Origin of the sequence: Vreelandella piezotolerans (assembly GCF_012427705.1) — a bacterium.
GTDB classification, from domain to species: domain Bacteria; phylum Pseudomonadota; class Gammaproteobacteria; order Pseudomonadales; family Halomonadaceae; genus Vreelandella; species Vreelandella piezotolerans.
In genome coordinates, this window is sequence record NZ_CP048602.1 from 3,598,818 (window position 1) to 3,617,569 (window position 18,752).

The following is an 18,752-nucleotide window of genomic DNA, read 5'->3' on the forward strand; positions in this document are numbered from 1 at the left end:
GGCATACAGACACGCTGACGCGACGGCTCAGCATTACCAGGAGCGTTCATTATGACCACCCGCCAGCTTCCTCTCGATGGCCTTAAAGTCGTAGAGCTTGGCCAGCTCATCGCCGGGCCGTTCGCCACCAAGCTGTTGGGCGAATTTGGCGCCGACGTGATCAAAATCGAGCCGCCCGGCACCGGCGATCCCCTTCGCAAATGGCGTATTCTCGAAGAGGGCACCTCGCTGTGGTGGCATGTGCAAAGCCGTACCAAGCGCTCGGTCACGCTGGATCTGCGCAGCGAAGAGGGGCAAGAGATGGTGCGCCGCTTGGCCGCCGAGGCCGATGTCATTGTCGAAAACTTTCGCCCGGGCACGCTAGAGGGTTGGGGGCTGGGGTATGAGGCCCTCTCCACGATCAATCCTAAACTGATTATGGTGCGCGTATCCGGATTTGGCCAAACCGGCCCCTACCGCAACAAGCCAGGCTTTGGGGTCATTGGTGAAGCCATGGGCGGGCTGCGCTATTTAACTGGCCACGCGGGTGAGCCGTCGGTACGCGTAGGCGTGAGCATTGGCGATTCGCTCTCGGCACTTTACGCGGTCATTGGCACGCTGCTGGCCCTACAAGAGCGCCAGCGCAGCGGCCTAGGGCAAGAGATCGATGTCGCTCTGTACGAATCCGTGTTCGCCATGATGGAGAGCCTGCTGCCGGAGTTCGATGCCACCGGCCAGGTGCGGGAACCGAGCGGCAGCGCGCTGCCCGGCATTACCCCCTCCAACGCCTACCGTACCTGCGAAGGCGAGTATGTGCTGATTGCCGGTAATGGCGACAGCATCTTCAAGCGTTTGATGGGCGTGATTGGCCGTGACGACCTCGCCAACCATCCTGCCATGGCCCACAACGATGGCCGCAGCCAGCACGCCAACGAGATCGACGCGGCCATCGAAGCCTGGACCCAGACCCGCCGCCGCGACGATATTCTCAGCGCCTTGGACGACGCCCGCGTACCGGCGGGCTTCCCCTACACCGCCGCCGATATCGCCAACGACCCCCACTACCTCGCCCGGGAGATGATTCAAACCGTCACCCGCGCCGATGGCCGCCCGCTCAAGGTACCGGGCGTACTGCCCAAACTCAGTGCCACGCCCGGCAGGCTGGGGCAAGGCGGGCCGTCGCTCGGCGCGCATACCGATGACGTACTCGACGAGCTGGGCATCGATGCCGCCACCCGCGACAAGCTACGCCAAGCGGGCATCATCTAAGTGGAGACCCCCATGACGACGTTACAAATCAACGAAGTGGCCCCGCGTGATGGCTTTCAGAGCGAAGAGCGCTTCATCCCTACCGAGCAGAAAATTGCGCTGATCGATGCCCTCACCGCCACCGGCATTGCGCGTATCGAAGCGACGTCTTTCGTTTCGCCCAAAGCCATTCCCAACCTGCGCGATGCCGCCGACGTGGTGAGCGCCATCCAGCGCCGCGAGGGCGTGGACGTGACCGTGCTGGTGCCCAATCTCAAAGGGGCCGAGCAGGCAATGGCGTGTGGCGTGGACGAGATCAACCTAGTCATGTCGGCCAGCAACGCCCACGGCCGCGCCAACCTGCGCATGACCCCGGAAGAGTCGCTGACACAGTTCGGCGCCATCCTTCAGGCGGTGCGCGGTAGCGGCGTCTTCATCAACGCTTCGCTCTCCACCACCTTTGGCTGCCCGTTCGAGGGGCACGTGCCCGAGGCACGCGTGTTCTCCCTCGTCGAGCAGCAGCTAGCGCTGGGCGTCGAGGGCGTCACGCTGTGCGATACCACCGGCGTGGCAAACCCCGCCCAGGTAGAGGCGCTTTGCCGCCAAGTGCTCGAACGCTTTCCCGGCGTGCCGTTTACGCTGCATTTTCACAACACCCGCGGCATGGGGCTGGCCAACGCCTTAGCGGCGTGGCAAGCGGGCATTACCCGGTTCGATGCCTCGCTGGGCGGCTTGGGCGGCTGCCCGTTTGCCCCTGGTGCCACGGGCAATGTTTGCACCGAAGACCTCGTGCATATGTTCGAGCAAATGGACGTTGCCACCGGCGTGAATTTGCCTGCCTTGCTGGACATATCCGCCACGCTACCGGCATTGATTGGCCATGAAACGCCCGGACAAGTGGTGAAAGCCGGCAGCGCAGATCGTCGTTACGCCCTGCCTTGAATACGTTTTTCCCCTACCTCCTCTGAGCTTTCGATAACAACGACAATCGGATAACTGACCATGACCTCAACCTCCTCTGCTCAACCGTTAAATCTTGCCCAGCAACTGCTCCAACGCCATCTCGTCAGCGGTGAGCTAACCCCGGGCAGTGAAATTGCCCTTCGCATCGACCAAGCCCTGCTGCAAGACGTGCTAGGCACGCTGGTCATGTTAGAACTAGAAGCCATGGGGCTCGATCGTGTGCATACCGAGCCCAGCGTGCAGTACATCGACCACGGCTTGGTGCAGGCCGATAACCTGAACGCCGAAACTTACTTGTTTTTGAAAAGCGCCTGCGAGCGCTTTGGCGTGTGGTATTCAGGCCCCGGTAACGGCATTAGCCACCCGGTGCATATGGAAAACTTTGGCGTGCCGGGCCAATCCATCGTCGGTTGCGACAGCCACACCACGGCGGCGGGTGCGCTCGGGATGCTGGCGATTGGTGCGGGCGGCATCGAAGTAGCCATGGCGATGGCCGGCGAACCGCTGTATGTCACCATGCCGAAAATTTGGGGCATCAAACTGGAAGGCCAATTGCCCGATTGGGTCTCGGCGAAGGACATCGTGCTGGAACTTTTGCGACGCCACGGCGTGGCGGGTGGCAAAAACACCATGATCGAGTATTACGGACCGGGGCTTGCGCATCTTTCTGCCATGGACCGCCATGTATTGGCCAACATGGGCACCGAAATGGGCGCCACGGCCACGGTCTTCCCCAGTGACGAAGAGACCCGGCGCTTTTTAGCCTCCCGAGGCCGGGAAGCCGACTGGGTGGCGCTGGCCGCCGAACCCGGCTGCCACTACGACCTGCACGAAACGCTCGACCTCAGCCAGTTGGAGCCCATGATTGCGCTACCTTCTAGCCCCGATAACGTCGTCACCGTGCGCGAGGCAGCAGGCCAGCCGCTGCATCAGGCCTACATCGGGTCGTCGGGCAACCCGGGGTTTCGAGATTTTGCCGTGGTGGCCGAGATTGTACGCGGCAAGCAGGTGGCCGACGGAGTTTCGCTCGATATCAATCCCTCTTCCCGCCAGGTGCTGACCTCGCTCATCGAGCAGGGTTACCTGGCCGACCTGGTCGCCAGCGGCGCTCGGCTGCACCAGGCGGGCTGTAATGGCTGTATCGGGATGGGCCAAGCACCCGCCGTGGGGCTCAACAGTCTGCGTACCGTGCCGCGCAATTTTCCCGGGCGCTCCGGCACGCGGGAAGACAGCGTGTTCTTGTGCAGCCCTGAAACGGCGGCGGCCTCGGCCATCCAGGGTGTCATCACCGACCCGCGAACCCTCGACATGCCTTACCCCCGCCCCCAGGAGCCCGTCCAGGTCAAGGTGGACCGTGACATGTTCAAGGCTCCGCTTCCCCTTGAAGAAGCCCGGTTGAAAGCGCTGCAGAAAACCGACAACACCCCCGCGCTGCCAGAACTCAGCCCGCTGCCCCATCGTCTCGACATTCCCGTCCTGCTGGTCACGGGAGACAATATCTCCACCGACGACATCATGCCCGCCGGACAGCGGGTGCTGCCGTATTGGAGCAGCGTGTATGCGTCGGCGCCGTTCACGTTCGAGGCGGTCGACCCGACCTACGCCGAGCGCGCAGACAGCACCCGCACCCAGGGCGGGCACGCAATTATTGGCGGGGCGAATTACGGGCAAGGCTCCAGCCGCGAGAATGCCGCACTGGTGCCACGCTATTTGGGGCTACAGGTGGTGGTCGCGAAGAGTTTTGCGCGGATTCACTGGCAAAACCTGATCTGCTTCGGGGCTCTACCACTGACGTTTACCCGCGAGCAAGACAATGCCCTACCCGCAGAGGGCGACCGCTTGGTGATCGAAGATCTCTATGAGCAACTGGAGTGCGGGGACACGCTGACCGCGCATGTCCCCGGTAAAGGCGAGCTGACGCTACATCATGGTCTCAGCCCCCGCCAGCGGGAGCTGATCGCGCAAGGTGGCGTGATCAACCACCTGCGCCAGCGTCACGCTTAGAACTCTTCCCAGTCGTCTGCGCTATGCTCGGCAGACGACGGCTTGGCGGCCAGGGCTGGACGCTTGAGCTCCTGGCCCGCCCCCGTGCCGTTGGCGCCGCTGGCGGGCAACGCTTGGCGCGCCCCGCTGCGTGACGGCGCTGAGGCGCTGTCTTCTCCTAGCACGAACGAGTTGATCAGTTCGTTCAGGTGCTCGGCGTGGCGGCGCATGTCCGCTGCGGCGGTGGTGGCCTCTTGCACCATGGCGGCGTTTTGCTGCGTCATGGTGTCCATCTCGGCCACGGCGGTGTTGATCTGACCAATGCCACTGCTCTGCTCTTTGGCCCCCGCGCTGATTTCACCGATCACGTCAGTGACCTTCGAGACGCTTTCGACGATGTCACGCATGGTGGCCCCTGCACTGCGGACCAGCTCCGCACCGGTGTGGGTGTGCTGTACGGATGCATCGATCAGCTCGCGGATCTCTTTCGACGCGTTACTGGAGCGACTGGCTAGCGTGCGAACCTCCTGAGCCACCACCGCAAACCCACGACCGTGCTCCCCTGCGCGGGCGGCTTCGACCGAGGCATTAAGCGCCAGAATATTGGTCTGGAAGGCAATCGCGTCGATCATCGTGATGATGTCACTGATACGCGAGGCGGAGTCGTTGATATCGCGCATGGTGCGCTCGACCTGCCCCATGGCCTCTTCGCCTTGGTGCGCCACTTCGGCGGTGGACTGCACTAACTTGTTGGCCTGCTGGGCATTATCGGCGCTGTGGTTCACGGTGGACGTGATCTCTTCCATGGAAGCCGAGGTTTCTTGCAAGTTGGCCGCTGCCTGCTCGGTGCGCGTCGCCAGTTCTTCCGAGCTGTGGGAAATGTCGCCCGCCGAGTGGTAGACGCTTACGGTGCTGCGGCGTACGTCGCGCAGGGTATCCTGCATGCGGCCAGCAAAGGCGTTGAACTGGACAGCGAGATTCCCCACTTCGTCGTTGCTCTCTATGGTAAGACGACGGGTTAGGTCACCACGACCCTGGGCAATATCAAGCATGGCATCAGCAGCGCGTTTAATCGGGCCTACCAAACGACGAACGAAAGCATACGTCAGCATGGCTATCGCGATGAACAAGGCAGCCGCCATCAGGACAGTGATCCCGATAGAGTCACGTAAATCGCTCATTGCCCGTGTTTCGATCTCGGCCAAGGCGTTTTCCATATCCACCACATAGACCCCCGCACCGATCAGCCAATCCCACTTTTCGAGGCGCCCCACGAACGAGTGCTTCGTTTCCATGGCTTGCGTGCCGGGGTGATCCCATACGTAGCTATAATAACCACCTCCGCTACGAGCAAGCTCGATGATGTCACGAATCAAATAGGTGCCATCGGGCGTTTGCGCATCGATCATATTGGTTCCCTCTCGCTCTGGAGCGGGTGCCGTGACGATATTGTTACCGTCGAAGTCATAAATGAAGAGATAGTTGTTATCTTCAAACCGCATAGCACGGATGATACTGGCCACTTCTTGTTTCGCCGCTTCATCGTTAGGCCCTGCTGCCTCATAGATCGGGGCAATGGCCGTCATGGCCACTTGGACAATGTCTTGGACGGCTGCTCGGCGCTCTTCGATCAACATGTTGCGCTGTTCGGCCAACATCTCCTGAGTATCTTGCGTGCGGCTATACGCATCAAACGACACCAGCGCAACGGTGACCAGCAGCAAAGGAAGCAGCACCAACATCAGTACTTTGGTTTGCAGACTCGAACGGCGCTTTTTCAGCGTGGAGGGGGGATTACTCGTCATGACGTTTCTTCCAATGGAGTCGTGGTCAGATATTTGAATTTTTGTAAATTCATTATCGACCTACTTGCCATCAGCTTTAGCTTGGGATGCGTTTTTTAGTTTATGGACAGTAAATTAGCGTATGAACAGCCGTTTCATAACATGGGTTAAGGTTATCGATCGATTATCGGTTCATGGTGTCGAAGTGGTGGCCAGGGACGGCCCGTTTTGGCGCGGTGCCAGCCACGAAACAACGCTGCCCAGCACCGGGTTTCCCGGGCTGGGCAGCTTTTTTATGCGTCTTTTATGCGTCGAGCGTCGTGAGCAGTTAGGCCGTGGCCACCTGCGGGCGTCGCTCCTCCAGCATGCCTTTATCGAGAATGAAGCGAATGATCTCTTCGAGGCCCACGCCGTCGTAGAGATTGGTGAACACGAACGGCCGCTCGCCGCGCATTTTCTTCGAGTCGCGCTCCATCACCTCCAGCGAGGCGTGTACCTGCTCGGCGATGTCGATCTTGTTGATGATCAGAAGGTCCGATTTGGTGATGCCCGGGCCCCCTTTGCGGGGAATCTTATCGCCAGCGGACACATCGATGACGTAGAGCGTCAGGTCGGAAAGCTCGGGGCTAAAGGTAGCAGAGAGGTTATCCCCGCCGGATTCGACCAGCACCAGCTCCAACTTAGGATGACGGGCGTGTAACTCATCGATGGCCGCCAAGTTCATGGAGGCATCTTCCCGAATCGCCGTGTGCGGGCAGCCGCCGGTTTCGACACCGAGAATGCGGTCGGCGGGCAGCGCATCGTGCTTGAGCAGGAAATCGGCGTCTTCGCGGGTATAGATATCGTTGGTGACCACGGCGATATCGTAGTGGTCGCGCAGTGCCGAGCAGAGTTGCTTGAGCAGGGCGGTTTTGCCGGAGCCGACCGGGCCACCCACGCCAACGCGTAAACAGTGAGTCATGATGTTTCTCCTAATGGATAACGCCCGCTAACTTCGAAACAGGCGGGAGTATTGGGTTTCGTGTAGAGCGCTGGCGATCGCGACGCCTGGCAGAGCGGGGCCAAGCTCGTCATCGTCGAGTTGATGCGCTTGGTCGACCGCCGTCACCAGCTCTCCCCGTAACCGTTCGATGATGCGTTGCGCCGCCGTATGGCCCAGCGGTAATGCCTTACAGGCCACCGCAAGCTGGTTTTCCAGCCACGCCCAGCCAAACCCCAGCAGCGCTTGACGCACCGGAATGCCACGCTGGTAGGCCGCCCAGGCAAACAGCGTGACATAGCCTGCCTGAGGCGGCAGCAAGGGCGTGAGTGAGTCTTCACTAGGCAGCCGTTCATGTTGGGGTAACAGGTCGAGACTACCCAGCAGCCGCTTGAGCGAGGCGCCAAGGCGGCTATCTTCGGCGGCGAGTTCGGCGGTTTCACGGGTAGCGGCCAGCCAGTCATCCCATTCGGCAACGGCGGTGCCATCCTGCTGTTCGAAAGCGCGATGTAGCCGCTCGATCACGGGCAGCTCGCAGCGGCTCAAGCCATCGTCCAGCACGCCGGAGAGCCACTCGGCTAGGCTCTGCTCGTCACTCACCCAGCCCAGCTCAAAGGCGCTCTCCAGCCCTTGCGAGAAGGCAAAGGCACCGATGGGCAGCGCGGGGCTAACGAGCTGCATCAGCCCGAGCAGCGCGAGGTCGGATGGCGGCTCAGTGGGCATGGTGGTGGTGCACATGGTCGTGGTCGTGGTCGTGGTCGTGGGAATGAGCGTGGTGATGACTGTGCGAATGCCCACCACCCACTTGATTATAGGCGCCGGGTTCGGGGTCGAAGGTGGCGTTGTGGTGCTCGAGCGTCGCGCCTAGCAGCTCGGCCAGCTCTTCGAGGACGTGGTCGGGTGGAAAACGTACCCAGCCGCCCTGCTCGTCTTCACCCAGTGCCAGCTGCACATGGCGATTGCCGAGGTGGTACGCCAGCCGGGCCAGGGGTAAGCCAGTACTCACTCGCGCGGTCACTACAGGCTCGATCGCGGCGCACACGCGGACGACCTCCCCATTGTCGGCCTTCAGGCCATCGCCATCGCGCAATACCGGGCCGCGATCCAGAAACAACCCCAGCTCGCGGCCGCTATCGCTCTCGGCTTTCAAGCGGCCACGAATGCGCAGCTCGAAGGGCAGTGTCAGCGTGTCGCTGGCGGTGCTTTCGTCTATCGGCCCTAAGCGCTCAATTAATTTCAGCATGCTCTCATCCTTTCTCGATCCTTGAAGGCTGAGCCGGGGGTAGGCCGTAGAGAGGGTCTTTTGCCATGGATGGCAAAAGTAGCGTACAGGGACGTATTTACAGCGCCCTCTCGTAGGCCTACCCCCGGCGCCCCGGGCAACAACTCAATCAAAACAAGTGATACCGCTGCGCCAGCGGCAGTTCGTTGGCGGGCTCGCAGGTGAGCAGTTCGCCGTCGCAGCGCACTTCGTAAGTTTGCGGGTCGACGGTGAGCTCTGGGCAGGCGTCGTTGAGCTTCATGTCCTTTTTACGCACGCCGCGCACGTTCTTGCAGGCGGACAACGTGCTTTGTAGGCCAAGCCGCTCCTGGATGCCCGCATCGATGGCGGCCTGGCTGACGAAGTTGAGCCTTACCTGACTGGCCGCGCGGCCAAAGGTGCCGAACATGGGGCGGTAGTGCACCGGCTGCGGTGTAGGAATCGAGGCGTTGGGGTCGCCCATGGGTGCAGCCGCAATCATGCCGCCTTTCAAAATCAGCGATGGCTTCACGCCGAAGAACGCGGGCTTCCACAGCACCAAATCCGCCAGTTTACCTACCTCAATCGAGCCCACTTCATGGGCGATGCCGTGGGTAATCGCAGGGTTGATGGTGTACTTGGCAATGTAACGCTTGGCGCGCAGGTTATCGGCCCCCATCGCCTCGTCTTCCGGCAGCAGGCCGCGCTGCACCTTCATTTTGTGCGCCGTTTGCCAGGTGCGGCAGACGACTTCGCCCACCCGGCCCATGGCCTGGGAGTCGGAAGCGATCATCGAGATCACGCCCAGGTCGTGCAGGATATCCTCGGCGGCGATGGTTTCGCGACGAATACGTGAATCGGCAAAGGCCACGTCTTCGGGAATATTGGGGTCCAGGTGGTGGCACACCATGAGCATATCCAAGTGCTCGTCGATGGTGTTCACCGTGTAGGGACGTGTGGGGTTGGTGGAGGACGGAAGCACATACTCCTTGGAGCAGGCGGTGAGAATGTCCGGGGCGTGACCGCCGCCTGCGCCTTCGGTGTGGTAGGTGTGGATGCCGCGCTCTTTGAAGGCCGCCAGGGTGTCTTCCACGAAGCCGGATTCGTTGAGCGTATCGGTGTGGATGGCGATCTGCACGTCGTACTTTTCCGCCACGCTCAGGCAGTTATCGATAGAGGCCGGGGTAGTCCCCCAGTCTTCGTGGAGTTTGAGGCCCATGGCACCGGCTTCCAACTGCGCTTCGAGCCCCTCCGGCAGGCTAGCGTTGCCCTTGCCGAGCAGGCCGATGTTCATGGGCAGATCGTCCACTGCTTGCAGCATCTTGCCAATGTGCCACTCGCCGGGGGTGCAGGTGGTGGCGTTGGAGCCGGTGGCGGGGCCGGTGCCGCCGCCGAGCATGGTGGTGACGCCGCTCATCAGCGCTTCTTCCACCTGCTGGGGGCAGATGAAGTGGATATGCGCGTCGATGCCGCCTGCAGTGAGAATTTTGCCTTCGCCCGCGATCACTTCGGTGCCAGGCCCGATCACGATCTCAACATCGGGCTGGGTGTCGGGGTTGCCGGCTTTGCCGATGGCGGCGATGCGGCCGTTTTGCAGCCCCACATCGGCTTTGACGATGCCCCACCAGTCCAGAATCAGCGCGTTGGTGATCACGGTGTCCATCACCGAGGCATCCTGGCGCTGGCTTTGGCCCATGCCATCGCGGATCACCTTGCCGCCGCCGAACTTCACTTCTTCACCGTAGTGGGTGGCGTCTTTTTCGACTTGGATCCAGAGTTCGGTGTCGCCTAGGCGCACGCGGTCGCCTACCGTGGGGCCGTACATATCGGCGTAGGCTTGCCGACTGATCTTGTTTACCGATTTCATATTTGCCTCTGCCTCAAGCGTTGAGTCCAGTGCTGGGCGGTCATCGGCTGTGTGAACAGTCACCCAGCCGATGCCCGCCCTACCGACGGTTGTTCTTTATTAATCCGTTGGCTAATCGAGCGGCCCCATCACATCGCCACGGAAGCCGTAGATTTCCCGCTTGCCGACGAACGGTATCAGCGTGACGTCGCGGGTTTGGCCAGGTTCGAAGCGGATGGCGGTGCCGGCGGCGACGTCCAACCGGTAGCCACGGGTCTTGTCGCGGTCGAACACCAGCGCCGGGTTGGCCTCGGCAAAGTGGTAGTGGGACCCCAGCTGAATGGGGCGGTCGCCGGTGTTGGCCACCTCGACGGTGATGCGTTCTCGGCCCGCGCACAGCTCGATATCACCTTCTTGCAACTGATACTCACCGGGAATCATGGCGCTCTCCTAGCGGTGGACGGTTAATTGATTGGGGTGTGAACGGTGACCAGCTTGGTACCGTCGGGGAAGGTGGCCTCCACCTGCACTTCATCGACCATCTCCGCCACGCCCTCCATCACGTCGTCGCGGGTCAGGATCTCGCGGCCGTAACTCATCAAATCGGCCACGCTCTTGCCATCCCGTGCGCCTTCCATGATCTCGAAGCTGATCAGCGCCACGGCTTCGGGGTAGTTGAGTTTCAGGCCGCGCGATTTGCGGCGTTCGGCAAGCTGAGCCGCGGTAAACAGCATCAGCTTGTCTTTGTCTCGTGGGGTTAACTCCATAGGGCTGCTCTCCAGCAGTGCTCGAAAGATAGATTCAGGTTAGCCAAATACGCGGCGTGTGCGCCTTGCGCTCGATCCAACGGGGCCGCAGTAGGTGCCAGGCCTGCTCACACAGCGCCCAGGCCTCATTTCGGGATGCACCTAAATAGCGCAATAGCAGTACGCCATGGCGAACGGTCACCGCCCAGCGGGAGTTGCTCGGCAGCGCTTCACGCAATGCTTCAATAGCCGCAGCGGCATCGTCGATGCCCACCGCCCAGAGCGTGGCCTGCACCGTTGCGCCGCCTTGGCCCCAGCGGCCCACAAAGCGTGGGTGCCCGGGGTCGAGCGGCTGGCGTTCAAGCCACAGCGGTTTGCCATCCAGAGTCAAGCGAAAGTGCTGCTCGATGCGCCCGGAGACATAGGGCAGGTCGCTTGCCGGGCGGCCGAGGGCCATTACCTCCCAGCCTAAGCAGCGGGCTCGGCCCTGTAGCGCGATATGGGTGCGCTGAGTGCCCTTTGAGCCATCGAACGCGATGGTTTCCTGGGGCAGCCACTCCAAGGCGCCGCCCTCTTCGACCGTCAGCTCGGTGTTCTGGGTCCAAGCCACACCTTGGCTGTCAGCTTTGTAGAGCTTGTTGGCAGCGGGGGTGGTGAGCAGCGCGTGTGCGCCGCGCTCGACATGGGCACGAATGGTCAGCGCATCGCCGCTCACCAGCCCCCCGGGCGGGTGTAGTACGTATACGTGGCACGCCTCATGGCTGCCCTCTGGATAGAACGGGCGCTGCACCCGTAACGGTCCTTGGTGGCGCGCCTGCACTAGCCGGGTAACACCATCGCGATGGGCAAAGCGTAGCGCCAGCGAGGCGGCCCAGCGGCGCTCGGCATCGAAACGGTGGCCTGAATCGGCGGCGGGTGGGGCAAGTTCGCTCAGCATCATGGGGCGCTATCGCTTCCTTGTGGATACATCATTGCCTTACGAATGCAAAGAGTGCGCCAAAATGGTGAAAGCGTGGTATCGGCGCTGCGCAGCCACCCACATCGCGGTCTACCTCTACCGACATGCGTTTCATTACCGCTCTCAAGCACCAAAAAAGAGCACCGCCATCCGATATTGCACCAAATAGTCTCAATGACCGAAGGCGTCCTTCGCGGCAATACACCACAGCGTTCATATACGGCACTGAGTGCGCTGCTCACGCGTCAAGCTGTACAATTCTCTCTCTTTAAGCCGCTTACAAAGCATAGTGTGAGATGCGACCTTTCCGCTCGGCAAATTCCATGGGGTACCGTATAGCGCTCTACTTGGCGTTCGCGGCGCTCTTTCTGGTATTTGCCGGGCCGCTCCTCTCGCAGTTTCAAGCGCAGGGCCACGCTACCGCGCATGCCCATGGCCAGCATGCCACGCATTCTACGACGTCGCCCGCCCCGTCGCCGCACGACCATGATCCGCTCCACCGCTGGTATCACCCCTGTGATTATTGCGGCTTATGGCAGCATACGCCGACCGCCCCTCAACACTTACCCGCCATTGGCAGCACGGCATTTCCATCGCGTACACCCCTGCCCTCGGTGTTCGCTTCGCGCGCTGCAGTGTCACGTCACTATCCCCACGCTCACTCCCGCGCCCCACCGTCGCCACGCCTCATTTAACGCACCGATCTTTCCCCTTTGCCACCCCATGACGGGCCACCCCATAACGGGTGTGGCTAACCACTTATTTTGCCCGTGACGTCGCTGGTACGCCCGGCGCGGCGCCACGGGCACTTGGAGCGTTGTATGACGATGCCGTCTTCCCAGGTGGCGCGCAAAGCGTCACTCGATCTGTATCGCGCCGTTTGGCGCTGGCACTTTTATGCAGGCCTGTTAGTCCTGCCTTTTTTGATTACTCTGTCGCTGACCGGAGCGCTTTACCTGTTCGATGACGAGCTGGATGGCCTCATCCACTCCGATCTCAAGCGCGTGGAGGCACAGCAGGACGTGCAGCTACCCGCAACGCTCGTGAGCGCCGCGCTGCAGGCGCACCCCGGCACGGCGGTGAAGTACACCTCCCCCACCACGCCGGAAAGCTCGGCTGAAATTACCGTCAATGCCCTTAGCGGAGAACGGTTGGCCGTCTATGTGAACCCGTACACTGCCGAGGTGCTGGGCTCGCTGGATGACCGGGGCACGGTGATGTGGACCGTGCGCTACCTGCATAGCTTTAAATTTTTCGGGCAAACGCCGCGCAAGCTGATCGAGATGGCCGCGGGCTGGTCGATCTTGCTGGTCGCCACGGGCATCTATCTGTGGTGGCCACGCAAAGGTAGCGGCGGCGTGGTGCGCGTGCGCGGCAAGCCCAAAAGCCGCGTATTCTGGCGCGACCTGCACGCGGTGCTGGGGCTCTTTGTCGGCGGGTTTATCGTCTTTCTGGCCATTACCGGCATGCCGTGGTCGGGGGTGTGGGGCGCGCAGGTGAATGAGTGGGCCAACGGCAATAACTTTGGCTACCCGTCCGGCGTGCGTGTTGAAGTGCCGATGTCCAACGCCTACCTGAGCGACCAGGGCAGCACGAGCTGGTCGCTGGAGCAGGCGCAAGTGCCGGAATCGACACCGCCCGCCGCGCCCACCCCGCGCATTGGGTTGAACAACGCCGTGGCGCAGCTGGAAGCGCTGGGCTTGCAGCAGGGCTACACGGTCAACCTACCTACCACGGCCGCCGGGGTGTACACCGGCTCGATTTATCCCGATGACTTGTCCCAGCAGCGCGTGGTCCACCTCGACCAGTACAGCGGCAAGCCGCTAATCGATATGCGCTACGCCGACTACGGCCCGCTCGGTCGCTGGCTGGAGTTTGGAATTAATGTACATTTGGGGCAGGAGTTTGGGCTGATCAATCAGCTCGTGCTGCTGGCGGTGTGTATCGCGATCATCGTGATGTGCGTGGCGGCCGGTGTGATGTGGTGGAAACGCCGTCCTTCGGGGGGCATGGGCGTGCCGCCCTTGCCCACTGATAAGCGCGTGTTTCGTGGGCTGATCGCCATGTTAGTGATAGGCGGCGTGCTGTTTCCGCTCGTTGGGGCGTCGCTGCTCGTGATGCTGATCATCGACTGGCTGATCGTGCGGCCATTGCAAGAGCGCCGCCCCGCTCGCCAAGGCTAGCGGGGCGGTAGACTGACGCGGCGGGCTGCTTAGTGCGCCGCGTGATTATGGCCATGACTATGACCACTTTCATGGTGGTGACCCTCTGGAGACTCCCCTACGGGCAGCACCCGAAGCTCGATCTCCATCGGCTCGGCGTGTTGGAACTCCAGCGTCACGGGGACGGGCTCACCCTCGACGATGGGTGAGTCCAGTTCCATCAACATCAAGTGCAAGCCGCCCGGCGCGAGCGTCACGCTCCCACCTGCCGGTAACTCGATGCCACCGGGCAGGGGGGCCATGCGCATCACATCGCCGTCCATCTCCATGATGTGAATCTCGACACGCTCGGTGACCGGACTGGTCGCTCCTATCAGCATGTCGTCGCCATCGCCGTGATTGGTAAGGGTGACGAAGCCACCGCCCGCCCCCGCTCCCGGCGGCGTGGCACGGGTCCAGGGTTGCTCCGCTTCGATAGCGGAGTGCCCTGCCATCGCCTCAGAGGAATCGCCACCGTGATGGGCCGCCAACAGCGGGGTACTCATCATCAACAGTGCTGTAAGTAGCGTAGCGCGCATCGACATGGTGTTCTCCGTAGATAAATGACCGAAACAAGGCAGACAGCGATATTACTCAGTGGCAGCGGCCACCACCACCCGGTCGCGCCCACTGCGTTTCGCTTGGTACAGCGCTTGGTCGGCACGCTGCATCGAGCGCTGGTAATCGGGGTGACCATCGTGCAGCGTGACACCGATACTCACCGTGACGTTCAGCAGCGTATCGGCAGCGGCCAACATCGGCTCTTTGGCCACGGCGTGGCGCAGCCGCTCGGCAAACAGGCGGCTACCGTCTTGGTCCGTATCCACTAGCACGATCAAAAACTCTTCACCGCCCATGCGGAACACGTAGTCACCGCCCCGGGTCGAGCGGTCGAGAATGCTGGCCACCTGCTGCAGCACATGGTCGCCCGCGTCATGGCCGTGGGTATCGTTGATCGCCTTGAAGTGATCGATATCCACCATGAGAAGCGCAAAACACTTTTCCGAGTGGCGCGCGATCTCTATTTCACGGTTCAGCACCACCGAGAGGAACTTGCGATTGAGCAAACGCGTCAGGCTATCGCGGCCTGCTTCGAGCCCCGAGGCGCGATCCAGAACGTCATCCAACAGCATCAAGATCGTGCGAGCCGCATCGCGAATGCTGCTCAACGCGGTCAGGCGACGCTGGCTGTCTGAGTCGCCTAGCTGGGCGAGCCACTCCTCGTCCACGCGGCGAACATGCCGTGAAATGGTGGTAATTTCCGGCGCGCCCTCAAAGGCGTGACACGCCTTGTGGTGATACCAAAGCCCAAACTCGGAACTGGCTAATCGGGGTAAAGCCGTCGTTGCCTGCTGCGCAGCGACGGCAAACATCAGTGCGTTTTCCCAATCGAGCAGCGCCGAACGCTGCCGCTCGCGCTCATCGCCGATGCTCTGGGTCAAAGAGAACAGCTTATAGGCTTCTTCGGTGCGGGTATTGCGATTGTTGGCCACGGAGTAGGCGTGGCTCATGATTTCCATCGCCATATCGATATGATCGGACACATACACCGCCGCCTCGCCGGAGGAGAGTTCCGCCCCCAGGGTAGCGTGAATGTGCGCATACAGCGCCTGCTTCAACTGTCGCGCGCCGTTGAGCACTAAATTCACGGGAATATCGATACGCGCATGCACTTGGCCAACCTTTTCCTGCTGCTCGACCAGCGATTCGAAATCCGCATGCTCGACGGCAAACATAGCACTGAGCCAGCGCTGCATGGAGGGGTGCAGCCGGTTTTTTACCTGCTCATTGGAGAGAAACAGCGACGCGTGGGGGTCTTCCAACATCACTTGATAAAAATGATCGGCAAAGATATCGCGGCGGGATTCCACCAGCGTCTCCACCGCCTGGCGAAGCGCCACCGGCGTGCGCTCCAGGAGTGCCTGCCACTCGGCAGCGAGCTGATGTTTGTCTTTATAACGCATACCCCACCCAACGATTGTTGTTGAAACTGGCCATGTTACACATAAAACGCAGCGCCAAAACCTACTCAGCGCAGGGTTTTAAGCAAAAAGCCCCCTCTTTTCTACATGAAACGAGAGGGCTATTAGAGTGTGCTCAGTAAACAGGAAAAGAAAGGTTAAAGGGGGTGTGGATAACTCAAACCGTCAAATGCTGCTTGATCAGCTCGTTGGAGAGTTCGCTGATCTCGCCTTTGGCCACCGGACGGCCGCGGTCCATGATGACGAAGCGATCGGCGTATTTGCGGGCAAAGGGCAGCTTTTGCTCGACCAGCAGCACCGTCAGGCCGTCCTCTTTGATCAGTTGGCGAATCACCTGGCCGATTTGGGCGACGATATTGGGCTGAATGCCCTCGCCGGGCTCGTCCAGAATCAGCAGCTTCGGTTCGATCACCAGCGCGCGGCCAATGGCAAGCTGCTGCTGTTGCCCGCCGGATAGGTCACCGCCACGGCGGTGCTTCATCTCCTTGAGCACTGGAAATAGCTCGTAGATGCGCTCGGGAATTTTCTTCAGCCCGTCGCCTCGGGCGGCCAAGCCGGTGCGCAGGTTCTCCTCCACCGTGAGCAGCGGGAATATCTGCCGCCCCTGTGGCACGAAGCCGATGCCCAGTCGCGAGCGCGCTTCCACGGCTTTTTTGGTGAGTTCGATCTCGCTGCCGTCGCCCTGGTAGCGCAGCTGGCCACTTTTCACCGCGACTTCGCCCATGATGGCTTTCATCAGGGTGGTTTTACCCACCCCGTTGCGGCCCATCACGCAGGTGCACTGCCCGGCGGGCACGTCTAGGTCTAAGTCCCACAAGGTGTGGCTCTCGCCGTAGAACTGGTTGAGCTTTTCAATGGCTAGCATCAGGCGCTCTCCTCTTCATCCGACCCTAGATACACCTCGACCACTTTAGGGTCGTTGGAGACCTGATCCATGCTGCCCTCGGCCAGCACGCTGCCCTGGTGCAGCACGGTCACCTTGCGCGCAATCGAGCGCACGAAGCCCATGTCGTGCTCTACCACCACCACCGACTGCTTGCCCGCCAAGCCGGTGAGCAGCTCGGCGGTGCGCTCCATCTCCTGCTCGGTCATGCCCGCCACCGGCTCATCCACCAACAGCAGACGCGGGCGCTGCATCAACAGCATGCCGATCTCCAGCCACTGTTTTTGGCCGTGGGAGAGGATCCCGGCGGGCTGAAAGCGCAGCTCGGTCAGGCCGATGGTTTCCAGCACGTCGTCGATGCGGTCTTTGATCTCCCCAGTCATGCGGGCGGTCAGCGTGGGGAAGATGCGCTTGTCAGCGGCCATCGCCAGCTCCAGGTTCTCGAACACGCTGAGCGCTTCGAACACCGTGGGCTTCTGGAACTTACGGCCAATGCCGAGGCTAGCAATGTCTGGCTCGTTCATTTGCAGCAGGTTGTGGCGGCTGCCGAACCACACGCTGCCCTCGGTAGGCCGCGTCTTGCCGGTGATGATATCCATCATGGTGGTTTTACCGGCCCCGTTGGGGCCGATGATGCAGCGCAGCTCGCCGTCGTCGATGGTCAAGTTCAAGTTGTTGATCGCCTTGAAGCCATCGAAGCTGACGGTGACGTCTTCCATATACAGAATCGGGCCGTGGCGCACGTCGACCGGCGAGGACTGGGTCGCCATGAAATCGAACACCCTATCCCGCGCTTTTAGCGATTGTAATAGGCTCATGCGGTGGCCTCCTTGGGTGGGTGATCCTCCTCTTTACGGCGCTTTAGGTGGCCTAACAGCCCCGCTACACCTTTCGGCAGCAGCACCGTGACCAGCACGAACAGCGCACCCAGGGCGAACAGCCAGGCGTCGGGCATGATGCCGGTGAAAATGGTTTTGGCGTAGTTGACCAAAATCGCGCCGATCACCGCGCCGTACAGCGTGGCCCGGCCACCCAACGCCACCCACAGCACGATTTCGATGGAGAACAGCGGCGAGAACTCGCTGGGGTTGATGATACCCACCTGCGGTACATAAAGCGCCCCGGCAAGGCCTGCCAGCATGGCCGAGACCACGAACACGAAGAGCTGGAAGCGCTCGACGCGATAGCCTATGAAACGCGTGCGCGCCTCGGCATCCCGCGTGGCCACACAGACCCGGCCCAGCTTGCTGGTGACGATGGCGCGGCAGAGGATATAGCCCAGCGCCAGCGCCACGCCGGTGGCAATGAATAGCCCCAAGCGGGTGGCGTCGCTACGCAGGTTGAAGCCCAGCAGCTCGCGGAAATCGGTCAGGCCGTTATTGCCGCCAAAGCCCATCTCGTTGCGGAAGAAGGCCAGCATCAGGGCAAAGGTGAGCGCCTGGGTGATGATCGAGAGATACACCCCCGTGACCCGCGATCGGAAGGCCAAAAAGCCGAACACCAGCGCCAGCATCCCCGGTGCCAGTAGCACCATGGCAAAGGCGAACCAGGCCATGTCGAAGCCGTGCCAGTACCAGGGCAGGCTGTCCCAGTTGAGGAACACCATGAAGTCCGGCAGGACCGGATGGCCGTAGGTGCCTCGGTCACCGATTTGGCGCATCAGATACATGCCCATGGCGTAGCCGCCAATGGCGAAAAACGCCCCGTGGCCCAGGCTCAAGATGCCCAAATAGCCCCACACCAAATCCACCGCCACCGCGAGCAGCGCGTAGCTCAGGTACTTACCGAACAGGTTGACGGTGTAAGCGTTCACATGCAGCGGATGCCCCTGGGGCACCGCCAAATGCAGCACGGTGACCAGCACCAGGGCGCTCAACAGGACGCCGAGGAAAAGTTGCGTGGCCCGCTCACCGAACGGGCGTGTCAGCCAGAATTGACTAGACGTCGATTGCATCGTCAT

At 61.4% G+C, this 18,752-nt stretch carries 18 protein-coding genes; 5 read left to right on the plus strand and 13 right to left on the minus strand.

Annotated features, from left to right (window positions below; translation table 11 throughout):
- The first annotated feature begins 51 nt into the window (after positions 1–51).
- From GYM47_RS16500 to GYM47_RS16510, 3 genes are read left to right on the plus strand one after another with little or no spacing between them, the layout of a single operon-like run.
- Complete coding sequence (locus GYM47_RS16500; protein ID WP_139525951.1) at positions 52–1,248, plus strand: CaiB/BaiF CoA transferase family protein; 1,197 nt, start codon at positions 52–54, stop codon at positions 1,246–1,248.
- A gap of 12 nt (positions 1,249–1,260) precedes the next feature.
- On the plus strand, positions 1,261–2,169 hold the full coding sequence (locus GYM47_RS16505) for a hydroxymethylglutaryl-CoA lyase (RefSeq protein ID WP_139525952.1): 909 nt from the start codon (positions 1,261–1,263) through the stop codon (positions 2,167–2,169).
- A gap of 60 nt (positions 2,170–2,229) precedes the next feature.
- Positions 2,230–4,194, plus strand: coding sequence for an aconitate hydratase (locus tag GYM47_RS16510; protein ID WP_139525953.1), 1,965 nt, complete (start codon positions 2,230–2,232; stop codon positions 4,192–4,194).
- Here GYM47_RS16510 and GYM47_RS16515 read toward each other — a convergent pair.
- The 8 genes from GYM47_RS16515 to GYM47_RS16550 form a co-directional block, all read right to left on the minus strand.
- Positions 4,191–5,978 (minus strand): methyl-accepting chemotaxis protein, encoded by a 1,788-nt coding sequence (locus GYM47_RS16515; RefSeq protein ID WP_139525954.1) that lies wholly within the window; start codon positions 5,976–5,978, stop codon positions 4,191–4,193. The two genes, GYM47_RS16510 and GYM47_RS16515, sit on opposite strands and share 4 nt — an antisense overlap.
- 307 nt (positions 5,979–6,285) lie before the next feature.
- A complete protein-coding gene (gene ureG / locus GYM47_RS16520) occupies positions 6,286–6,918 on the minus strand; it encodes an urease accessory protein UreG (RefSeq protein WP_139525955.1) in 633 nt (210 codons plus the stop codon).
- Positions 6,919–6,945: 27 nt separating this feature from the next.
- Complete coding sequence (locus tag GYM47_RS16525) at positions 6,946–7,659, minus strand: urease accessory protein UreF (RefSeq protein ID WP_153843749.1); 714 nt, start codon at positions 7,657–7,659, stop codon at positions 6,946–6,948.
- Positions 7,649–8,179, minus strand: coding sequence for an urease accessory protein UreE (gene ureE, locus GYM47_RS16530; RefSeq protein ID WP_139525956.1), 531 nt, complete (start codon positions 8,177–8,179; stop codon positions 7,649–7,651). The genes GYM47_RS16525 and ureE overlap by 11 nt, the downstream gene beginning before the upstream one ends.
- 148 nt (positions 8,180–8,327) lie before the next feature.
- Positions 8,328–10,043, minus strand: a complete 1,716-nt coding sequence (gene ureC / locus GYM47_RS16535) for an urease subunit alpha (RefSeq protein ID WP_139525957.1) — start codon at positions 10,041–10,043, stop codon at positions 8,328–8,330.
- 111 nt (positions 10,044–10,154) lie between these two features.
- Positions 10,155–10,463, minus strand: coding sequence for an urease subunit beta (locus GYM47_RS16540; protein WP_139525958.1), 309 nt, complete (start codon positions 10,461–10,463; stop codon positions 10,155–10,157).
- A gap of 23 nt (positions 10,464–10,486) precedes the next feature.
- Positions 10,487–10,789, minus strand: coding sequence for an urease subunit gamma (gene ureA / locus GYM47_RS16545; protein WP_139525959.1), 303 nt, complete (start codon positions 10,787–10,789; stop codon positions 10,487–10,489).
- A gap of 34 nt (positions 10,790–10,823) precedes the next feature.
- The gene (locus GYM47_RS16550; protein ID WP_139525960.1) at positions 10,824–11,708 is read right to left on the minus strand and encodes an urease accessory protein UreD; all 885 of its coding nucleotides are present in this window, start codon (positions 11,706–11,708) and stop codon (positions 10,824–10,826) included.
- Positions 11,709–12,049: 341 nt separating this feature from the next.
- On the opposite strand from GYM47_RS16550, the gene GYM47_RS16555 reads away from it, so the two are divergent.
- Together GYM47_RS16555 and GYM47_RS16560 are read left to right on the plus strand one after the other, a co-directional pair.
- Complete coding sequence (locus tag GYM47_RS16555) at positions 12,050–12,421, plus strand: DUF2946 family protein (RefSeq protein ID WP_168444475.1); 372 nt, start codon at positions 12,050–12,052, stop codon at positions 12,419–12,421.
- 126 nt (positions 12,422–12,547) lie between these two features.
- A complete protein-coding gene (locus GYM47_RS16560; protein WP_139525962.1) occupies positions 12,548–13,909 on the plus strand; it encodes a PepSY-associated TM helix domain-containing protein in 1,362 nt (453 codons plus the stop codon).
- Positions 13,910–13,938: 29 nt separating this feature from the next.
- Here the strand turns inward: GYM47_RS16560 and GYM47_RS16565 are convergent, their stop codons facing one another.
- From GYM47_RS16565 to urtC, 5 genes are all read right to left on the minus strand, one after another.
- Positions 13,939–14,472 (minus strand): copper chaperone PCu(A)C, encoded by a 534-nt coding sequence (locus tag GYM47_RS16565; RefSeq protein ID WP_139525963.1) that lies wholly within the window; start codon positions 14,470–14,472, stop codon positions 13,939–13,941.
- A 45-nt stretch (positions 14,473–14,517) separates the two neighbouring features.
- Positions 14,518–15,891, minus strand: a complete 1,374-nt coding sequence (locus GYM47_RS16570; RefSeq protein ID WP_139525964.1) for a diguanylate cyclase — start codon at positions 15,889–15,891, stop codon at positions 14,518–14,520.
- Positions 15,892–16,066: 175 nt separating this feature from the next.
- Positions 16,067–16,774, minus strand: a complete 708-nt coding sequence (urtE, locus tag GYM47_RS16575) for an urea ABC transporter ATP-binding subunit UrtE (RefSeq protein WP_139525965.1) — start codon at positions 16,772–16,774, stop codon at positions 16,067–16,069.
- Positions 16,774–17,610 (minus strand): urea ABC transporter ATP-binding protein UrtD, encoded by an 837-nt coding sequence (gene urtD, locus GYM47_RS16580; protein ID WP_139525966.1) that lies wholly within the window; start codon positions 17,608–17,610, stop codon positions 16,774–16,776. Before urtD ends, urtE begins: the two co-directional genes overlap by 1 nt.
- Positions 17,607–18,752, minus strand: coding sequence for an urea ABC transporter permease subunit UrtC (gene urtC / locus GYM47_RS16585; RefSeq protein WP_139526239.1), 1,146 nt, complete (start codon positions 18,750–18,752; stop codon positions 17,607–17,609). The genes urtD and urtC overlap by 4 nt, the downstream gene beginning before the upstream one ends.

What these genes read in the sequence shown, in the direction of transcription:
- GYM47_RS16510 (WP_139525953.1), top strand. Translation starts at nt 2,230, where the DNA reads ATGACCTCAACCTCCTCTGCTCAACCGTTAAATCTTGCCCAGCAACTG.
- ureG (WP_139525955.1), bottom strand. Translation starts at nt 6,918, where the DNA reads ATGACTCACTGTTTACGCGTTGGCGTGGGTGGCCCGGTCGGCTCCGGC.
- GYM47_RS16505 (WP_139525952.1), top strand. Translation starts at nt 1,261, where the DNA reads ATGACGACGTTACAAATCAACGAAGTGGCCCCGCGTGATGGCTTTCAG.
- GYM47_RS16570 (WP_139525964.1), bottom strand. Translation starts at nt 15,891, where the DNA reads ATGCGTTATAAAGACAAACATCAGCTCGCTGCCGAGTGGCAGGCACTC.
- GYM47_RS16515 (WP_139525954.1), bottom strand. Translation starts at nt 5,978, where the DNA reads ATGACGAGTAATCCCCCCTCCACGCTGAAAAAGCGCCGTTCGAGTCTG.
- ureE (WP_139525956.1), bottom strand. Translation starts at nt 8,179, where the DNA reads ATGCTGAAATTAATTGAGCGCTTAGGGCCGATAGACGAAAGCACCGCC.
- GYM47_RS16565 (WP_139525963.1), bottom strand. Translation starts at nt 14,472, where the DNA reads ATGTCGATGCGCGCTACGCTACTTACAGCACTGTTGATGATGAGTACC.
- GYM47_RS16500 (WP_139525951.1), top strand. Translation starts at nt 52, where the DNA reads ATGACCACCCGCCAGCTTCCTCTCGATGGCCTTAAAGTCGTAGAGCTT.
- ureA (WP_139525959.1), bottom strand. Translation starts at nt 10,789, where the DNA reads ATGGAGTTAACCCCACGAGACAAAGACAAGCTGATGCTGTTTACCGCG.
- urtC (WP_139526239.1), bottom strand. Translation starts at nt 18,752, where the DNA reads ATGACGATGCAATCGACGTCTAGTCAATTCTGGCTGACACGCCCGTTC.
- urtE (WP_139525965.1), bottom strand. Translation starts at nt 16,774, where the DNA reads ATGCTAGCCATTGAAAAGCTCAACCAGTTCTACGGCGAGAGCCACACC.
- GYM47_RS16525 (WP_153843749.1), bottom strand. Translation starts at nt 7,659, where the DNA reads ATGCCCACTGAGCCGCCATCCGACCTCGCGCTGCTCGGGCTGATGCAG.
- GYM47_RS16550 (WP_139525960.1), bottom strand. Translation starts at nt 11,708, where the DNA reads ATGATGCTGAGCGAACTTGCCCCACCCGCCGCCGATTCAGGCCACCGT.
- GYM47_RS16540 (WP_139525958.1), bottom strand. Translation starts at nt 10,463, where the DNA reads ATGATTCCCGGTGAGTATCAGTTGCAAGAAGGTGATATCGAGCTGTGC.
- GYM47_RS16560 (WP_139525962.1), top strand. Translation starts at nt 12,548, where the DNA reads ATGACGATGCCGTCTTCCCAGGTGGCGCGCAAAGCGTCACTCGATCTG.
- ureC (WP_139525957.1), bottom strand. Translation starts at nt 10,043, where the DNA reads ATGAAATCGGTAAACAAGATCAGTCGGCAAGCCTACGCCGATATGTAC.
- urtD (WP_139525966.1), bottom strand. Translation starts at nt 17,610, where the DNA reads ATGAGCCTATTACAATCGCTAAAAGCGCGGGATAGGGTGTTCGATTTC.
- GYM47_RS16555 (WP_168444475.1), top strand. Translation starts at nt 12,050, where the DNA reads ATGGGGTACCGTATAGCGCTCTACTTGGCGTTCGCGGCGCTCTTTCTG.